The sequence below is a fragment of the Streptomyces sp. NPDC001530 genome (assembly GCF_042894545.1).
Taxonomy (GTDB): domain Bacteria; phylum Actinomycetota; class Actinomycetes; order Streptomycetales; family Streptomycetaceae; genus Streptomyces.
In genome coordinates this window covers 68996-86241 of record NZ_JBIAVS010000016.1, presented here as the reverse complement: position 1 = coordinate 86241, position 17246 = coordinate 68996, and the positions used below count along the sequence as shown (strand labels likewise).

At 70.6% G+C, this 17246-nt stretch carries 15 protein-coding genes; 6 read left to right on the top strand and 9 right to left on the bottom strand.

The window, feature by feature from the left end; genetic code table 11:
- Nucleotides 1-3: 3 nt before the first annotated feature.
- The 6 genes from ACFY0T_RS31110 to ACFY0T_RS31085 all read right to left on the bottom strand — a co-directional run bounded on the left by ACFY0T_RS31110 (nt 4) and on the right by ACFY0T_RS31085 (nt 6010).
- Nucleotides 4-537, bottom strand: a complete 534-nt coding sequence (locus ACFY0T_RS31110; RefSeq protein WP_388877770.1) for a hypothetical protein — start codon at nt 535-537, stop codon at nt 4-6.
- Nucleotides 538-672: 135 nt separating this feature from the next.
- Nucleotides 673-1917, bottom strand: coding sequence for a serine/threonine-protein kinase (locus tag ACFY0T_RS31105; RefSeq protein WP_388877767.1), 1245 nt, complete (start codon nt 1915-1917; stop codon nt 673-675).
- An 82-nt stretch (nt 1918-1999) separates the two neighbouring features.
- Nucleotides 2000-3484, bottom strand: coding sequence for a GntP family permease (locus ACFY0T_RS31100; protein ID WP_388878224.1), 1485 nt, complete (start codon nt 3482-3484; stop codon nt 2000-2002).
- Between the two features lie 194 nt (nt 3485-3678).
- Entirely contained in the window at nt 3679-4089 is a 411-nt protein-coding gene (locus ACFY0T_RS31095) for a RidA family protein (protein WP_388877764.1), read from the bottom strand.
- 14 nt (nt 4090-4103) lie between these two features.
- On the bottom strand, nt 4104-4865 hold the full coding sequence (locus ACFY0T_RS31090; RefSeq protein WP_388877761.1) for an IclR family transcriptional regulator: 762 nt from the start codon (nt 4863-4865) through the stop codon (nt 4104-4106).
- Nucleotides 4862-6010: a sugar kinase gene (locus tag ACFY0T_RS31085; RefSeq protein WP_388878221.1), complete on the bottom strand. Its 1149-nt coding sequence runs from the start codon at nt 6008-6010 to the stop codon at nt 4862-4864. Before ACFY0T_RS31085 ends, ACFY0T_RS31090 begins: the two co-directional genes overlap by 4 nt.
- Before the next feature lie 331 nt (nt 6011-6341).
- On the opposite strand from ACFY0T_RS31085, the gene ACFY0T_RS31080 reads away from it, so the two are divergent.
- Both ACFY0T_RS31080 and ACFY0T_RS31075 read left to right on the top strand, forming a co-directional pair.
- Nucleotides 6342-7625, top strand: coding sequence for an amino acid deaminase (locus ACFY0T_RS31080; protein ID WP_388877758.1), 1284 nt, complete (start codon nt 6342-6344; stop codon nt 7623-7625).
- An 8-nt stretch (nt 7626-7633) separates the two neighbouring features.
- Nucleotides 7634-9259 carry an amidohydrolase family protein gene (locus ACFY0T_RS31075; protein ID WP_388877755.1) on the top strand — a complete coding sequence of 542 codons (1626 nt, stop codon included), beginning with the start codon at nt 7634-7636 and terminating at the stop codon, nt 9257-9259.
- Between the two features lie 18 nt (nt 9260-9277).
- On the opposite strand, the gene ACFY0T_RS31070 is transcribed toward ACFY0T_RS31075, so the two are convergent.
- From ACFY0T_RS31070 to ACFY0T_RS31060, 3 genes are all read right to left on the bottom strand, one after another.
- On the bottom strand, nt 9278-10198 hold the full coding sequence (locus tag ACFY0T_RS31070; RefSeq protein ID WP_388877753.1) for a serine protease: 921 nt from the start codon (nt 10196-10198) through the stop codon (nt 9278-9280).
- A 112-nt stretch (nt 10199-10310) separates the two neighbouring features.
- Nucleotides 10311-12074 carry a P-loop NTPase fold protein gene (locus tag ACFY0T_RS31065; protein WP_388877750.1) on the bottom strand — a complete coding sequence of 588 codons (1764 nt, stop codon included), beginning with the start codon at nt 12072-12074 and terminating at the stop codon, nt 10311-10313.
- A gap of 45 nt (nt 12075-12119) precedes the next feature.
- Nucleotides 12120-12800 (bottom strand): hypothetical protein, encoded by a 681-nt coding sequence (locus ACFY0T_RS31060; protein ID WP_388877747.1) that lies wholly within the window; start codon nt 12798-12800, stop codon nt 12120-12122.
- Nucleotides 12801-12926: 126 nt separating this feature from the next.
- On the opposite strand from ACFY0T_RS31060, the gene ACFY0T_RS31055 reads away from it, so the two are divergent.
- The 4 genes from ACFY0T_RS31055 to ACFY0T_RS31040 all read left to right on the top strand — a co-directional run bounded on the left by ACFY0T_RS31055 (nt 12927) and on the right by ACFY0T_RS31040 (nt 17129).
- The gene (locus tag ACFY0T_RS31055; RefSeq protein ID WP_388877744.1) at nt 12927-14138 is read left to right on the top strand and encodes a pyridoxal phosphate-dependent aminotransferase; all 1212 of its coding nucleotides are present in this window, start codon (nt 12927-12929) and stop codon (nt 14136-14138) included.
- A gap of 103 nt (nt 14139-14241) precedes the next feature.
- Nucleotides 14242-14661 carry a hypothetical protein gene (locus ACFY0T_RS31050; protein WP_388877742.1) on the top strand — a complete coding sequence of 140 codons (420 nt, stop codon included), beginning with the start codon at nt 14242-14244 and terminating at the stop codon, nt 14659-14661.
- Nucleotides 14662-14870: 209 nt separating this feature from the next.
- Entirely contained in the window at nt 14871-15944 is a 1074-nt protein-coding gene (locus ACFY0T_RS31045; protein WP_388877739.1) for a substrate-binding domain-containing protein, read from the top strand.
- A gap of 12 nt (nt 15945-15956) precedes the next feature.
- A complete protein-coding gene (locus tag ACFY0T_RS31040; RefSeq protein ID WP_388877736.1) occupies nt 15957-17129 on the top strand; it encodes a toxic anion resistance protein in 1173 nt (390 codons plus the stop codon).
- Nucleotides 17130-17246: the final 117 nt, after the last annotated feature.

Genomic DNA, 17246 nt, shown 5'->3' with positions numbered 1-17246 from the left:
GCTCTACTCCTGGAAGTAGGAGTCCAGGACCGCGTCCAGCTGTTCCTCCCACTCCTTGAAGCGGCTCCTGGCCGTCGCCTCGATCTCGATCGGGTACCAACGGCGGTCAGGAGTGTGCACCGTGATGGTGAACCGCTTCCCGAAGCGCGGTGTCTCCGTCTCGACGGCGCCGATCTCGTCCCAGCGGAACTCGCACTTCTGGTCGTCCAGGGAGAGCCGTACGCCCCGCCGGTCGGCGACGATGCCCGCGCGGCGGTCGGAGGCCTCGAAGACGGGACCCCCGGCGGCTTCCTCGAGCTCCTCGTCAGAGACGTCGGAAGCGTCGGAGGCGTCGCCCTCCTCGGAGGCCGACTCCTCCTCGGAGACGGCCTCTTCCGTCTCAAGGGACTCCTCGACCTCGACGTCCTCGACCTCGGCGTCCTCCGGTTTGGCGTCCCCCGGCTCGGCGGACACGGGTGAGGTGAGCCCGGGGATGAAAGCCGGGTCGAATCCGGCGCCCTCCAGGGGCTGGCTGCTCGAACCTATGCGCTGCTCCACAGCGGGCAGTATGGTCGACGATCCTGTGTCAGGAACAGTCGCCCCCCGCGCCTCATCGGATTCCGGCCGCCGCAAGCCGACTCAGAGAGCCCACCGGCACCGCGCGATGACCGCCGCGGTCCTCCTTCGCGGTCCTCATGTGTCCAGGTAGTGGCCCAGGACGAGGTCGAGGTCGGCGACCCAGTCGTCGCGAACGCCGTGGCTCGGTGCCTTGATCTCGCAGAGGAAGGGCTCCTGGCTCTGGTACAGCAGCACCGCGACCCTGAGACCCCTGCCGTACCCGAAGCCGGTGGACTCGACGGCGCCGATCTCGTCCCAGGAGAAGTCGGCCTGAGCCAGGCCGACCTTCAAGGTGACTCCGTTCTCGTCGATGGTCACGGAGTTCCGCCCGTCCGCGGCGCCGAAAGTGGGCGCGGGTACGGGTACGGGTGCGGGTGCGGGTACGGGTGCGGGTACGGGTGCGGGCACGGTGGGAGGCACAGGCGGGGGCCCAGGCCGCGCGTCCTCGGGCTGTGGCTCCGGTACCGGGAGCAGGAGCGGGCGTGCGGCGTCCTGCGGGCCGTCGGGCACGAACAGGAGCGGGCGTGCGGCAACCTGCGGGCCGTCGGGCACGAACAGGTCCAGCAGGGCGTCCGGATCTGGCCGGGCCGCCGGATCCTTCAGCAGGCAGGCCGCCACCGCGTCGCGCAGCCCGGCGGGGACCGCCGACACATCCGCGGGCTCGTGCACGGACCGGTACATCAACGCCATGGACGTACCGACGCCGAAGGGGCGCCCGCCCGCCGCCGCGACCACGATCGCGCCGAGGGCGAAGACGTCGGCGGCGCCGGTGACGTCGTCGCCGACGGCCTGCTCGGGGGCGAGGAAGCCGGGCGTTCCGAAGGCGTGTCCGGTGGCCGTCAGCCGGGTGTTCTCGACGGCTCGGGCGATGCCGAAGTCGAGGACGCGGGGTCCGTCCGCCGCCATGATGATGTTGCCCGGTTTGAGGTCGCGGTGGACGATGCCGCAGGCGTGGATGGACTGGAGGGCCTCGGCCAGCGCCGCGCCGAGGGACCTCAACTCCCGCTCCTCCATGGGCCCTTGCTCGGCCAGCAGAGCGGCCAGCGTGGGCCCGGGAACGTAGGCCGTGGCCAGCCAGGGCGGCCGTCCGTCCGGGTCGGCGTCGACGACCGGCGCCGTATGGAAGCCGCTGACCCGGCGCGCCGCGTCGATCTCCGCGCGGAAGCGGATCCGGAAGGACGCGTCGGCGGCGAGTTCCGCCCGCGCCACCTTCACCGCGAGAGGACGGCCCGAGCGGGTGCGGGCCAGGTAGACGGTGCCCATGCCGCCCGCGCCCAATTCGCGCTCGACGGTGTACGGACCGATGTGTGCGGCGGCCACCCTCAACTCCCCCTGCCCTGCCTGCGGGAAGGTCACAGTACTGCTGATCAGGCGTGACCGGGGGAGCCGGGAGACCGGTTGACTAGACGAAGACGCTCAGCACCGCCGCCACCGCGAAGCCCGCGACCGACAGCACCGTCTCCAGGACGGTCCAGGACTTGAGGGTGTCGCGCTCACTGATGCCGAAGTACTTGGCGACCATCCAGAAGCCGCCGTCGTTGACGTGCGAGGCGAAGATGGAGCCCGCCGAGATCGCCATGATGACGAGGGCGACGAAGGCCTGGGAGTGGTTGCCCTCGGCCAGCAGCGGCGCCACGATGCCGGCCGTGGTGACGATCGCGACCGTCGCCGAGCCCTGCGCGATCCGCAGCACCACGGAGATCAGGTAGGAGAGGACGATCACCGGGAGGCCGACGTCGTTGAAGGTGTCGGAGAGGGCCTGGGCGACACCGCTCGCCTTCAGTACGGCGCCGAAGACACCGCCCGCGCCGACCACGAGCAGGATGTTGCCGACCGGCTTGAGCGACGAAGTCGACACCGTCTCAAGGGACTTGCGGGACCAGCCGCGGCGGATGCCGAGGAGGTAGTACGCGAGGAGCAGGGCGATCGTGAGGGCGACGAAGGGGCTGCCGAAGAACTCGATGACCGAGCGGCCGGTGGAGGGGTCGAGGGCGATCGAGGAGAAGGTGGCCGCGAGGATCAGCACCAGCGGCGTACCGATGATGCCGAGGACCGTGCCGAGCGGCACCGGCTTCTCGCGCGGCTCGACCCCTGCCGCCCGCTGTTCCTCGATGACCGCCAGCTTGGCCTCGGCCGCCGCCTCGACCATGTCCTGCGGTACGGCGACGAAGATGCGCTTGCCGATCCAGGCGGAGAAGACCCAGGCGGCGAGTACGGCGGGGATACCGCAGACGATGCCCATGAGGATGACCCAGCCGAGCTGGACGTGGAGGAGACCTGCCGCCGCCACCGGGCCGGGGTGCGGGGGCAGGAACGCGTGGGTCATCGACAGGCCCGCGAGCAGCGGCATGCAGTAGAGCAGGATCGACTTGCCGGACCGCTTGGCAGCGGCGTACACGATGGGCGCCAGGACGAAGATGCCGACGTCGAAGAAGACCGGGATGCCGAAGATCAGGCCCGTGAGGCCCATCGCGAGCGGCGCCCGCTTCTCGCCGAAGAGGTTGAGCAGCCGGGACGCCAACACCTCGGCGCCGCCGCTGACTTCGAGGATCGCGCCGAGCATGGTGCCCAGGCCGATGATGATCGCGACATGGCCGAGGATGCCGCCCATGCCGGTCTCTATGGTCGAGACGGCCGTGGACCGCTGGACCGTGCCGAAGAGTTCGGTGACCGAGAGTCCGGCCGCGAGGCCGACGGCTATGGAGACGGCGAGCAGGGCGACGAACGGCTGGAGTCTGACCTTGATGATGAGGAGCAGCAGGAGGGCGATACCGAGGGCGGCGACCGTGAGCAGGCCTGCGGTGCCGTCGACGAGGAGGAGCAGGCCACCGGTGTGGGGTGGGGTCTCGGGGGTGGCTGGGGCTGTGGCCGCGAGCGGATACGACAGCAAGGGGGACGGCATGGAGGGCCTCTGTTCCGTAAGTGCATGGAGCTTTCAGGGCAGGGGGGATCGCGGCGCGGCGCCCCGGGGATGAGAGGTGAGGGGCGCCGCACCGTGATGACGTACGAAGTACGGGAGTTGAGGGAGCGTCGGCTCGTGGGTGGAGTCAGCTCGTGGGTGGAGTCAGCTCGCGAGTGGCGTCAGCCGAGTACGGCCAACGCGTCGATCTCGATGAGGAGGCCGGCCGGCAGGCCGACGTAGACCGTCGTGCGGGCGGCGGGGGGCGCGGTGAGGCCCTGCTCCTCGAAGTAGTGGTTGTAGATCTGGTTCATCTCGGCGAAGTGGTCGACGTCCGTGAGGTAGACGCGGATCATCATCGCGTCGTCCCAGGTCGCGCCGCCCTCTTCGAGGATCGCCCGGACGTTGGCGAGGGTCTGGAGGGTCTGCTCGCGCAGGGTCGGGCCCGCGGGCGTCGGGGGCTTGCCCTCCTCCGCGGGCAGGAAGCCGACCTGCCCGGCGACCTGGAGGATGTTCCCCTTCTTCACTCCGTGCGAGAACTTGGCGGGCGGGGTGGTGTGGGTCTTGGGCGTGAGCGCGATCTTGTCCGTCATGCTGTGCTCATTTCTTATGGGTTGTCCTTCGCCGGGGTCTTTCCGGAGTAGTCGCGGCTGATGGCGTCGGCCGTGCGGCGCACCAGCGGGAGCAGGGTGAGGAGTTCGTCGGCGGTGACGACGACGTTGGGCGCGGAGACCGACATCGCGGCGGCGACACGTCCGTCGGCGCCGCGGATGGGGGCGGCGACGCAGTTGATGGACTCCTCGTGGCCGCCCAGGTCGGTGGCCCACCCCTGTTCGCGCACCGTCGCCAACTCCTTGAGGAAGGCGGGGGCGTTGGGGATCGAACGGGCCGTGTACATGGGGTAGTCGAGCTTGTCCGCGAGGGCGCGGCGCTCGGCCTCGGGGAGGTCGGCGAGCAGCAGCTTGGCGACGGCGGCGACGGTGATGGCGACGGGCTTGCCGATCCGCGAGTACATGCGCACGGGGTAGCGGCTCTCCACCTTGTCGATGTAGAGGACCTCGTTCTCCTCGTACACCGCGAGGTGGACCGTGTGCCCGCACTGCTCGTTGAGCTTGACCAGGTGGGGGTGGGCGATCTCCCGGATGTCCAGGTTCTCGACGGCCTCCTGGGCGAGGGCGAAGAGGCGGGCACCGAGGCGGTAGCGCTGGTCGGACTGGCGGTAGACCAGGCCGTGCTCGTGGAGTGTGCGCAGGAGGCGGAGCGCGGTGGACTTGTGGACGCCGAGGCGGTCGGCGACCTGCCCGAGGTCGGCGGGTCCCTCGGCGAGCAGCGGCAGGATGCTCAGCGCTCGGTCGACGGTCTGGCTCATGGGGTACGTACCTCCTCCTCGGCCCGGTCGACGGCTTGGTCGGCGGCTTCGGTCCAGCCGGGGCCGAGTCGAAGTCTCCCCCACGCGTCGTCGTCCAGAGCGGCCAGCCGGTCGGCGTGGTCCCGTGCGGGGGGCTCCGCCAGGTCACCGGGGGCGGTGAGCGCGGCGGCGGCCATGAGGTGGCCGTGGCGCAGCCGGTCCCTCGCGGTCAGCCCCCGCAGCGTCCCGGAGAGAAAACCCGCGGCGAAGGCGTCACCCGCCCCTACCGGGGCGACGACGTCGACCTGCAGGGACGGTATGAAGGTGACGGTGTCGCGGGTGAGTGCGGCGGCTGTGGGAGGCATGCGGGTTTTCGCCCCCTCCGCCCCTTCCCTTCCCGTCCCTGGGGGCTGCCGCCCCCAGACCCCCGCTATCGCGCTGACGCGCTCGTCCTCAAACGCCGGACGGGCTGAAAGTGGTTCCTCAGGTCGCTCGAAGAGCGTCGCGCCGCGTGCCCCCTGCTTGACGACCAGCACCCGGGGTTCGGGCAGCGCCGCGCGGATCGCGGACGGGCCGCCGGTGATGCCCCACGCGGCCTCGGCCTCGTCCTCGCCGACGAAGACGAGGTCGCCGCCGCGGGCCAGTTCCAGGAGGACGGCGCCCGGGTCCTGGCCGTTCCAGAGGTTCACGCGGTGGTTCACGTCGAACGAGACGAGAGGGCGGCCGGGGCCGGGAGCGACCAGCGTCCGCAGCAGGGTCAGGCAGTCGTCGGACAGGGCGGCGGTGATGCCGGACAGGTGGAGCACGCGGCCGGAACGGATGGCGGCCAGGTCCACGTTCTCCACCGCCATCGCGGAGGCGGCGGATCCGGCGCGGTAGTACGCGACCTCGTGGGCGTTGGTCGCCCGGTCGCCAGCGGTACGGAAGTAGATGCCCGTAGGACGTGCGGGATCCCGCTGTACGGCGTGCACGTCGACCCCGTACGAGCCGATGCGCTCGACCAGGTGCTGTCCGAAGCCGTCGGCGCCCACCCGGCTGACCCACCTCGTGGTGTGCCCGGCGCGAGCCAGCCCGCACGCCACGTTCGACTCGGCGCCCCCGATGCCCCGCTCGAACGACGGCACGTCGGCGAGGCGGCCCGGGCGGGTGGGAAGGAACGTGACCATGGACTCGCCCAGCGCGACTACGTCAACAAGGCCGTCGAGGCCGACGACGTCGACATCGGCATCGGCATCCGCCTTGTGCGGCGCGGCACCTGCGGGTCCATGGGGGGTCACGATGGCTGGGGCTCCTCGCTCTCGCGGCCAAGGGCGCTTCCGCGCACCGTTGACCCTGCGTTGGCTGGGATGTTAGACAGCAGTAAGCGACATACGCAATGCTCGTTGCACATAGTGCAACGCACCGGCAAGGCATCGGCAGGACACTGGCACCGCACCGCCAAGCCACCGGCAAGGCAACCGCACCGCACCCGCACCGCACCTCATCAAAGGAGGCCCCATGGGCGCCGACACCGCCGCAGCACAGCTCGCCGCTCTCACGGCGGACCGCGTCGACCACCGCTTCAAGGGCCTCCCCCCGGACGCCGCGGGCCTGACCGTCGGCGAGCTGGCCGCCCAGCGCCGCAACCTCTTCACGGACGGCTTCACCACCCCCGTCCTCGCCCTCTCCGCCGAGCGCCTGACCCACAACCTCGAACTGATGGAGACGTACGCGGCCCGCCACGGCCTCGCCTTCGCCCCGCACGGCAAGACCTCGATGGCCCCGCAGCTGTTCTGGCGGCAGATCGAGCACGGTGCCTGGGGCATCACGCTCGCGGTGCCCCACCAGGTGCGCGTGGCGAGGGAGTTCGGGATCGACCGGATCTTCCTCGCGAACGAGCTCGTCGATGCGGCGGCACTGCGCTGGATCGCCGCCGAGCTGGCCGAGGACCCGGACTTCCGCTTCATCTGCTACGTCGACTCCGTACGCGGCGTGCAGCTGATGGACGCCGCGCTGCGCGGGTCCTCCCGCCCCGTGGACGTCGTCGTGGAACTCGCCGCCGGTGAGGGCGCCCGCACCGGCGTCCGTACGGAGACGGCGTGCGGGGCGGTCGCGGACGCGGTCGCCGCGACGCGGACGCTGCGTCTGGTCGGCGTGGCGGGCTACGAGGGCGAGGTCCCGCGGGCGGACCCCGAGCGGGTGCACGCCTGGCTGCGCCGGCTGACCGCGCTGGCGGCCGAGTTCGACAAGGCGGGCCGGTTCACCGGAGGCGGCGTCGAGGAGATCGTCGTCAGCGCGGGCGGCAGCGCCTGGTTCGACGCGGTGGCCGACGTCTTCGCGGAGATCCCCGACCTCTCCCTCCCCGTCCTGAAGCTGCTGCGCTCCGGCGCGTACGTCTCGCACGACGACGGCCACTACCGCAAGCTGACCCCCTTCGCCCGCGTCCCGGAGGAGGGCGCCCTCCACCCCGCCTTCCGCCTCTGGGCCCAGGTCGTCTCCCGCCCCTCCTCCGAGCAGGCCTTCGCCAACGCGGGCAAGCGCGACGCCGCGTACGACCTGGATCTCCCGGAGGCCCAGGTGGTCCGCCGTGACGGCGGCGAGCGTCCGGCCACCGGCATCGAGGTCACCGGTCTCTCCGACCAGCACGCCTGGCTGCGCACGGCCCCGGACGCGGACCTCCAGGTCGGCGACTGGCTCGGCATGGGCCTCTCGCATCCCTGCACGTCCTTCGACAAGTGGCAGCTGATTCCGGTGGTGGAGGCGGACGGGACGGTCGTGGACTACATCCGTACGTACTTCTAGGAGGCACCGTGGAGGACCTGGTCATCCGGGACGCCGATGTCGTGGACGGCACCGGCGGCCCCTCGTACCGCGCCGATGTGGTCGTGGACGACGGCAGGATCGTGTCGATCGTCAAGGAGGCAGCGGCCGCCGGGTGTCAACGCCCCAGCGCCACAAGGGAGCTGGACGCGGAGGGCCTCGTCCTCTCCCCCGGTTTCATCGACATGCACGCGCACAGCGACCTCGCGCTGCTCAGGGACCCGGATCACAGCGCGAAGGCGGCGCAGGGGGTGACCCTGGAGGTCATCGGCCAGGACGGGCTGTCGTACGCGCCGGTGGACGACCGTACGCTCGCCGAGGTGCGCCGCGCGATCACCGGCTGGAACGGGTACGGCGACGACATCGACTTCACCTGGCGTTCCGTGGGTGAGTACCTGGACCGCCTCGACCACGGCTTCGACGGCGAGGGCATCGCGGTGAACGCGGCCTATCTGATCCCCCAGGGCACCGTCCGCATGCTCGCCGTCGGCTGGGAGGACCGCGAGGCGACACCCCAGGAGCTGGACCGTATGCGGCAGTTGGTGGCCGACGGTCTGCGGGAGGGCGCCGTCGGCATGTCCTCCGGGCTGACGTACACGCCCGGGATGTACGCCAAGGACGCCGAACTCACCGAGCTGTGCCGGGTGGTCGCGGCGCACGGCGGCTACTACTGCCCGCACCACCGCTCGTACGGGGCGGGCGCCCTGGAGGCGTACGAGGAGATGGTGGCCCTCACCCGCGAGGCCGGCTGCCCGCTCCACCTCGCGCACGCGACCATGAACTTCGGCGTGAACGAGGGCAAGGCCCCGGACCTGCTCGCCCTCCTGGACAAGGCGCTGGCACAGGGCGTGGACATCAGCCTGGACACCTACCCCTACACCCCCGGCTGCACGACCCTCGTGGCCATGCTGCCGAGTTGGGCGAGCGAGGGCGGACCGAAGGCGATTCTCGCCCGCCTGAGGGACGACGCGACCGCCGAGCGGATCCGGCACCACATGGAGGTCGTCGGCGCCGACGGCTGCCACGGCGTGCCCATCGAGTGGGACACGATCGAGATCTCGGGGGTGAGCGACCCGGCGCTCGAACCCTACGTCGGCAGGACGGTGCGGCAGTCCGCCGACCAGCGGGGCGAGGCCCCCTGGGTGACCGCCCGCCGTCTCCTCCTCGAGGACCGCCTGGGCTCGACGATCCTCCAGCACGTCGGGCACGAGGAGAACGTCCAGGCGATCATGCGGCATCCCGTGCACACGGGCGGCTCGGACGGCATCCTGCAGGGCCACAAGCCGCACCCGCGCGCGTACGGCACCTTTCCGCAGTATCTCGGCCGGTACGTACGGGAGTTGGGCGTCCTGGCCCTGGAGGAGTGCGTCGCCCATCTCACCGGCCGCCCCGCCACCCGGCTGCGGCTGCCCGACCGCGGGCTCGTCCGCGAGGGATACCGTGCCGACCTCGTCCTGTTCGATCCGGACACGGTCGCCGCGGGGTCGACCTTCGAGGCGCCGCGCACACTCCCGGTCGGCATCCCGCACGTCCTCGTCGACGGCCGCTTCGTGATCGAGGACGGGCGCAGGACGGACGTACTGGCGGGGCGGGCGGTCCGCCGTACTCCCCGGTGACCGCCCGCCTCGGCCTCCTTACGGCTTGGGCAGGGTGCACCCGGTGCGGCTCAGGTCGAGCTTGTTGTCGATGCCGAAGCAGGGGACGATCTGGTACGTCTCCTCGGCGTAGTTGGTGCCCTCGCGGACGGTCACATTGCCGTTCGCGTCGACCTCACAGGGGTTGTTCTCGGTGCAGCGCTCGCCGTCCTCGTTGCCGGTGTTGTTGACAGCGACGACCTTGCCGGTGGCGTTGTCGATCACCGGCGAGCCCGAGGTGCCGCCGATGGTCTGGCAGGCGGAGGTGTAGCGGAGCGAGTCCTTCCAGGTCCAGTCGCCTTCCTTGAGGCGGTAGACGAAGCCGTCGATGTTGCAGGCGTAGGTCCGCTTCCAGTAGCCGGAGACGACCGTGATGGCCGTGCCGGCGACCGGATGCGTGTCGGCGAGCGTGAGCGCACTGATGCCGTACGAGCTCTTGATCTGCTCGTAGGTGCGGGTGAGCTGGTAGATCGTGACGTCGGTGTCCGTCATCGTCGAGTACGCGACCTTGCTCGCGCGCAGCGTCCCGACCCGCGTGGCCGAGGCGTTGAGCAGGCCGAAGGTACGGCTGGACGCCTGGTCGACGATGACCTCGCCGGGCTCGGGGAAGCCGGTCTCCAGGCAGTGGCCGTTCGTCATCACCAGCGCCGGGTCGTTGTCCTCGGAGTTCGGGAAGCGGATGACGGAGCCGGAGCAGTTGCTGAGCGAGACGGTGCCGGCGAAGTTGACGGCCTGGATCGCGGGTGCGGCCGAAGTCTTCGTGGCCGCGGCCTTCGTGGTCGCGGCCACCGTGGTCGCGGCCTTCATGACCGCGGTCTTCGTGGTCGCGCCGTCCGTGGTCACGGGTGCCGCGACCGCGGGTGCCACGCCCGCCCCGGCGATCACCAGGGCGAAGAGCGCGGCGACGAGAGGCTTTCTCATGTGGGGGTCCCCTCTTGCGACTTGGGGTGACCGAAGGTTTTCCGGTCACCTTCTGTTTTGTCATGCGCATTGTGAGGGGAGAGGGGTTGGGGGGCAAGGAGTTGTTTTTGGCCTAGGCGGGCGGGGGTGTTTCGCGCCGGGCGGCGAGCGCCGCGTCGACGAACTCGAGCAGTTCGGCGCCGGACATGGTGATCTGCGCATCGAGTTCGCGGCAACGGGCCAGGCGGTTCGGCGTGATACGGCCGGCGAAGAACACCACGGGCCCCTCGTACAGTCCGCGATCGCGCCAGCTCTGCAGTTCGGTGAACCCGGCATCGCCGTCGCTGCCCCGTGCCACGTCGGAGATCAGCAGATCGATACGCGACACCCTGAGCACCTGCTCGGCCCGCGCCCGATCCGGAGCCATCAGGACACGGGCACCCAGGCTCTCCAGCTCCAGGACGAACCGGGTGTTGTTCCCCGGATGGTCGTCCACCCAGAGCACCTGCGCTCCCGCGTACCGGCGGCGACCTTCCTCGCTCTCCCGCTCCTCGTCGGACTGCACGACGGTGACCGGAGCTGCGCCGCTCCGCAGCTGTTCCACCAGCTCACTCGCCTCGTCCATGCCCATGAGTTCCTCGATGAGCACGACGAAGTTGCGATCCCGCTCCAACTGCGGGAATCCGGTGGGCAGATACTCCTCCAGCCGGGCCAGCACGGACCCCCAGTCCTCGGGGTTCTCGCGGGAGGGCACGTTGAGGCCGTGCTCGGTCACGCAGTTGGCCGTTGTCAGCCACGCCTCCTGGTCGGGCTGGACGAACGGCTGGCTCAACACCCGCCTGGCCACTCGGTAGTCGAGGAATTCCCAGGCCGCGTTCCCGTGCGACCGGTCACTCGCGAGCAGGCTCCGATAGAAGTCCGCGTACAGGTACTGGAGCAGCAGCGTCCTGATCACCGCCTCGGAACTGAACCTCTCCCAGACGGGGTTGAGCGCGCATTCCAGCCCGAAGCCGTTGATCAGCCGCTTGATCCGGCGCGGATTGCGGGCCGAGCGGTCGGCGATCAGCTGCACCAGGCTGTCGTCGGCCAGCAGTTCCTGCACCCCTGACCGCTTCGCGCAGTCCCGTACATACGCCTCGACGCCCCGTCCGTCGGCGACCGGCACCCGATAACTGGTCTGGAAGATCTTCTCCATGAACGCGGACCCGGCCGGAGACAGATCCCGCAGCAGCCCGGAGGGCCCGAGCGCCGAGCGGTCGCAGCCGATGACGAAGGCGAGCCCCGGCACGTCCAGATACACCTTGACCGCCTCGCACACCGCGAGGACCGTCTCCTCCGAGCAGCGGTCGAGGTCGTCGATGAAGACGACGAGCATCTGCCGGGTCGCGTACGGCGTGGACTCCGCCCACTGCGTGGCCAGGTTGCGCAGCTCGTCCCGCATCGCGTTGCGGGACTTCGCGTCGACGGAGAGCTCGCGCCACAACTGGTCGACGAGTCCGGCGGCCCCGAGCGGCCCCGCGAGGAGCGTCAGAGCGGTCCGTACGACCCCGATCACGGCCCGCTGCTCAGACACCCGGTGGGCCGCCCGCCGCAGCAGCCGCTTGTCGAACTTCTCCAGGACGGACTTGATCAGGCCCTCCAGCGCGTCCGCCCCGGTCGACGTCCAGGCGTTGTACCAGAAGGTGCGGACACCCTCCTTGGCCTGCAGCTCCGCGTCCACCAGCCGCATCAGGCTGCTCTTGCCCATGCCCCACCCGGCGTCCACCGCCAGGGTGAACGGAGTCGCGCCCCGCGAGTCGTGCAGCAGTCTGGCGAGCTCCCGGGCAGCGCGGCCCGTGCCCAGCAGGTCGTCCTCCGGCCCCGCCACCGGCTCGTCGTTCAACAACGAGAACTCCATGCCCCGCCTCCCCTCCCGGCAGGGCCAACCTACTGGTACCGGCGGCTACTTGGGCCGCTTCGAAGCTCCCTGGCCATGGCCGGGGTTGCCGTTGGCGTTGCTCGAGTCGGAGGTCGTCGTGGAGGTGGCCGTGGCGGTCGCGGGAGCCGTGGACGCCGGGGCCTTGGAGGAGCCCGCGGACACGGACGCGCTCGCGGAGGCATCGCCCGCTCTCTCGGACGCCTCGGGCGACGCGCTGGACGACGGGCCCGCCGAGGAGCCTCCCGCGGTCACGGCGGAGCCCTCCGTGGGTGCGGCGGACCCCGTGGGGAGGTGCACGGGCGGGGCCTGCTGCCCGCCCGTACCGCCCGAGCCCTTGGGCGGCTCGGAGTCGAACGCTCCCGAGATCAGGACGGCGAGGAGGACGACACACCCGGCCCCGCCGGCTATGGCGAGCCGGCGCAGCAACCGGGCACGGCGCCGGCGCAGCAGCCGCTCGTGGCGGCCCGAGGTGTCGCCCGACGGCGCGCCGGGGAGGATCTCGTACCCGCCGGGGACGGCCTCGTGCTCGACGGTGTCATCGCCGTCATGGCGGTCGGCGCCGTCGGCGCCGTCTTCGTAGCCCTTCTGCCAGCCGTGCGCCTCGGCCGGATCCATGTACGCCTCATAGGCCGGGGGCGCCTCGCCGTCGCTCTGCGGGAGGTACACCGTCGGCGGGGCTTCGGGTTCGCCGGTCTGCCAGGACATGGGCGCGCATTGTAGAGAACGCAAGGGCTTGCGGCGTAGCGAGCGGACAAAGATGACCAAACCGGCACGTCTCACGTGGTGAAAAACACGCCCCGCCGAGCGTTACGCGGCCGTAAGCTCACGGACATGCAGGTGATCCAGTCCACGAAGCTCGCCAACGTCTGCTACGAGATCCGGGGTCCGGTTCTCGAGGAGGCGATGCGTCTCGAAGCGGCCGGGCACCGCATTCTCAAGCTCAACACGGGCAATCCGGCGGCCTTCGGGTTCGAGTGCCCGCCCGAGATCCTGGAGGACATCCTCCGGAACGTGTCGTCGGCCCACGGCTACGGCGACGCGAAGGGCCTGCTCGCGGCCCGCCGTGCGGTGGTCATGCACAACCAGACCCTCGGCATCGAGACGGACGTCGAGCACGTCTTCATCGGCAACGGCGTCTCCGAGCTGATCGTGATGGCGATGCAGGGCCTGCTGGACGACGGCGACGAGGTGCTCGTACCGGCGCCGGACTACCCGCTGTGGACCGCCGCGGTCTCACTCTCCGGCGGTACGGCCGTCCACTACCACTGCGACGAGCAGTCCGACTGGATGCCCGACCTCGCGGACGTGGAGCGGAAGGTCACCGACCGCACCAAGGCGATCGTGATCATCAACCCGAACAATCCGACGGGTGCGGTGTACGACGAGGCGATGCTGCGCGGGCTGACCGACATCGCGCGCCGGCACAACCTGCTGGTCTGCTCCGACGAGATCTACGACAAGATCCTCTACGACGGTGCCACGCACACGGCGACCGCCTCGATCGCGCCCGACCTGCTCACCCTCACCTTCAACGGCATGTCGAAGGCGTACCGGGTGGCGGGCTACCGGGTCGGCTGGATGTCGATCTCGGGCCCGCGCGCGCACGCGGACTCCTACATCGAGGGCCTGACGATCCTCGCGAACATGCGGCTGTGCGCGAACATGCCGGGGCAGCACGGAGTGGTCGCCGCGCTGAGCGGACGCCAGACGATCAACGACCTGGTCCTGCCCGGCGGGCGGCTGAAGGAGCAGCGGGATGTCGCCTACGAGTTGCTGACGCAGATCCCGGGCGTGAGCTGTGTGAAGCCCAAGGGGGCTCTCTACCTCTTCCCGCGGCTCGACCCGAAGGTCTTCAAGATCAGGGACGACCGGCAGATGGTGCTCGACCTGCTGCGCCGCGAGAAGATCATGGTCGTCCAGGGGACGGGCTTCAACTGGCCCAAGTCGGACCACTTCCGGGTGGTCACGCTGCCGACGGTCGGGGATCTGACCGACGCGGTGACCCGGATCGGGAACTTCCTGGACGGCTACAGCCAGCCGTGACGCTCACGCTGTGTGCGCGACGCGACCAGTTCCGCGACCAGGCTCAACTTTAGACGAAATCTAAGGTAGGATGGCTTCCTGTCAGAGCACAGGAGGCCATCTCATGTACGAACCGATCCGCACCAAGTCGGTCCACACGATGGCCGGCACCACCCCCTCCGACTTCCCCCACCGGTCGCGCGAGGAGGAGCTGGACATCCAGCTCGCCGGTCACCTCGCGGCGCTGCTCGCGGTCACGGACGAGATCCGCGCGCTCGCGCCCTCCGCCGACCTCGACGCCGCCGCCGAGCGGCTCGCCGGGCAGGTGGCCCGGCTGCGGGGAGGGTCGCCCGTACGGTCCTGGGAGGCCGCCGCCGTCCAAGAACCGCACCTCGTGGCACTCCACCAGCGGGCGCATGCCCTCGCCGGGCGCGCCCTGGTCGTCGCGGCGTCCCGCGCCGACACGGCCGCCGCGATCCTGGCGGCCGAGCAGATGGACGCCCACGCGTCCGCCGCCGAACCCCGCGAGCTCGCCACCCACTGAGCCCCGGGCTCCCCCGAACGGCCCCGGTCCGCGCGTCCCGCAGCGACGCGCGGACCGGGTTGCCACAACACTGCAAGGTTGCAGCGGTGCCGCGACCCCGGGCCACGTAGTGACACCCCCGGTTCCGGTTGCGTACCGGGACCCCTTGGTCACCCCGTGTTCACCCCCGGACACGGGGAACGTTGGATTCCGAGGTGCACGCTCCAAGCGTGAGACGCATCGCAGGGATCGTCCTGGCGGTCCTGTTGATCGGCGGAGTGGTAGCAGCCGTCGTCGCGGGCCGCGATGGTCAGGACAAGGGCACGGCAACGAAGACCGTGCAGGGAGTGATCGGATCGGAGAAGGCGGAGTTCTTCGCCGATCCCGACGTGGTGAAGGCCCTCGCTGCCAAGGGCTACACCGTGAAGACGGAGACCTCCGGGTCCTGGGCCATGGAGGGGCTCGACCTCAAGGGCTACGACTTCGCCTTTCCGTCCAGCCAGGCGCCGGCCGACGAGCTCGCCGACAAGTACCACGTACGGCAGCCCCTCCCCCGGCCCTTCTACTCGCCGCTCGTCGTGGTGGCTCATCGCAGCGCCGCCCAGGTGCTCGCCGCCAACGGACTCGCGGGCCTCGACAAGAACACGGGCACGCTGAAGATGTCCGCGTACCTGGACGCGGCCCGCCGCGACCGGACGTGGCAGCAGCTCAAGGGGGCCACCGCACACGGAGAGTTGACCGGCACGCTCTACGTCGCCACCACCGACCCCGCCACCTCCAACTCCGGCGCCCTCTACCTCGCCGCCGCCTCGTACGTCGCCGACGGCGGACGCGTCGCGGCCGACACCGCCGCCGTCGAGCGCACCGCGCCCCTCATGCGCAAGCTCGTCAGCGTCCAGGGGGCACAACAGACCAGCACGGACGCGGCGTTCCGGGACTTCGTCAGCGGGGCGGGCAACCCGCTCGTCCTCGTGTACGAGTCGCAGGTCGCCTCGCTGCTCGCCGAGGGCCAGGACGTCGGCGACCTCACCGTCCTCTACCCGGACACCACAGCGAACAGCGACCACACCGTCGTACCGCTCACGCCGCAGGGCCGTGCGCTGGGTGAACTCCTCAGCAGCGACCCGACGTTGCGCAGGCTCGCCGTCCGGCACGGGTTCCGGCCGCAGGGCGCGACCGCCGAGTTCACCGCGGCGACCGCGAACCACACCTCGTATCTCAACCAGAAGCTGACCGGCGTCCGGCAGGCGCCCGTGCCCGCCTCCAAGGTGCTGCACGAGATGGCGCGCCGGGCCGGGAACTAGGGGGAACAGCACGTGACAACCGAAGAGACCTTCACCCTCACGCCGCCCGAGGCCGTGGCGGCCGTGCCCCGCGAGAAGGCCGGCGGGCTGGTGCCGGTGGATCCGTCCGTCCAGGACGAGATGGCGCACCGCGCCGCCGAGTACGTCGACGGGCTCGCCGCCCTCGACGCCCGCTCGCCCGAGTTCGCGGGCAAGGTCGGGGAGATCGCGGGCCTGGGCGCCGGCGAGATGCGGGGCGCCGCCGCGCAGTCCAACCGGATGCTGGAGCGCACCCTGCGCAGCCTGCCCGGCAAGGGCGAGGACGCCCAGTCGCATGTCGCCGGCTCGCTCGTCGAACTCCGGCGTGTGGTCGAGGACTTGGACCCGCGCGACCTGCCCGCGAGCAAGGGCCGGAAGTTCCTGTCCCGGCTCCCCGGCGGCAACAAACTGCGCGACCACGTCGCCAAGTACGCCTCCGCACAAGGCACGTTGAACAAGATCGTGGGCTCCCTGCGCGGCGGCCAGGACGAGCTGCGGCGCGACAACGCGGCGCTGCAGACCGAGCGCGTCCGGCTCTGGGAGACGATGGGCAAGCTCCAGGAGTACGTTGTCCTGACCCAGGCCCTGGACACGGCGGTCGAGGAGCACATCGCGGGTGTCGAGGCCGCGGACCCCACGCAGGCCGACACCCTCCGCTCCGACGTCCTCTTCCCTGTCCGCCAGAAGCACCAGGACCTGCTCACCCAGCTCGCCGTCTGCGCCCAGGGCTATCTGGCCATGGACGTGGTCCGGCGCAACAACGACGAGCTCATCAAGGGCGTCGACCGGGCGGCCACCACCACCGTCTCGGCCCTGCGCATCTCCGTGATGCTCGCCTCCGCCCTCGACAACCAGCGCAAGGTCGTCGACCAGGTCAACGCCCTGCGCGGCACCACGGAGGACCTCATCCGTGGCAACGCCGAGATGCTCGCCACCCAGAGCGGCGAGATCCAGCGCATCGCCGCCGACCCCGCCGTCGGCGCGGAAACCCTCCGCACCGCCTTCCAGCAGATCTACCGCACCCTCGACGCGATCGACACGTACAAGGTCCAGGCGACCGAGGCGATGGCGACGACGGTCGAGTCCCTGACGTCCGAACTCCAGCACGCGAGCGCGTACTTGGAGCGCAGCAGGTCGCAGGGCGCGCTTGAGGGAGGGCTCGCATGAGATGGGGTGACTGGCAAGCGAACGTAAAGCGTGTGGGCAGTCGTTCCGCAGGGCGATGGGGGTCCCCCCTGTTCGAGCGAAGCCGAGAACTTGGGGGAGGGTGGGCACACGCGACCC

Excerpts from the sequence above, each read along its gene's own strand:
- ACFY0T_RS31055 (WP_388877744.1), top strand. The coding sequence starts at position 12,927 with ATGCAGGTGATCCAGTCCACGAAGCTCGCCAACGTCTGCTACGAGATC.
- ACFY0T_RS31070 (WP_388877753.1), bottom strand. The coding sequence starts at position 10,198 with ATGAGAAAGCCTCTCGTCGCCGCGCTCTTCGCCCTGGTGATCGCCGGG.
- ACFY0T_RS31085 (WP_388878221.1), bottom strand. The coding sequence starts at position 6,010 with ATGGTCACGTTCCTTCCCACCCGCCCGGGCCGCCTCGCCGACGTGCCG.
- ACFY0T_RS31060 (WP_388877747.1), bottom strand. The coding sequence starts at position 12,800 with ATGTCCTGGCAGACCGGCGAACCCGAAGCCCCGCCGACGGTGTACCTC.
- ACFY0T_RS31050 (WP_388877742.1), top strand. The coding sequence starts at position 14,242 with ATGTACGAACCGATCCGCACCAAGTCGGTCCACACGATGGCCGGCACC.
- ACFY0T_RS31090 (WP_388877761.1), bottom strand. The coding sequence starts at position 4,865 with ATGAGCCAGACCGTCGACCGAGCGCTGAGCATCCTGCCGCTGCTCGCC.
- ACFY0T_RS31095 (WP_388877764.1), bottom strand. The coding sequence starts at position 4,089 with ATGACGGACAAGATCGCGCTCACGCCCAAGACCCACACCACCCCGCCC.
- ACFY0T_RS31065 (WP_388877750.1), bottom strand. The coding sequence starts at position 12,074 with ATGGAGTTCTCGTTGTTGAACGACGAGCCGGTGGCGGGGCCGGAGGAC.
- ACFY0T_RS31080 (WP_388877758.1), top strand. The coding sequence starts at position 6,342 with ATGGGCGCCGACACCGCCGCAGCACAGCTCGCCGCTCTCACGGCGGAC.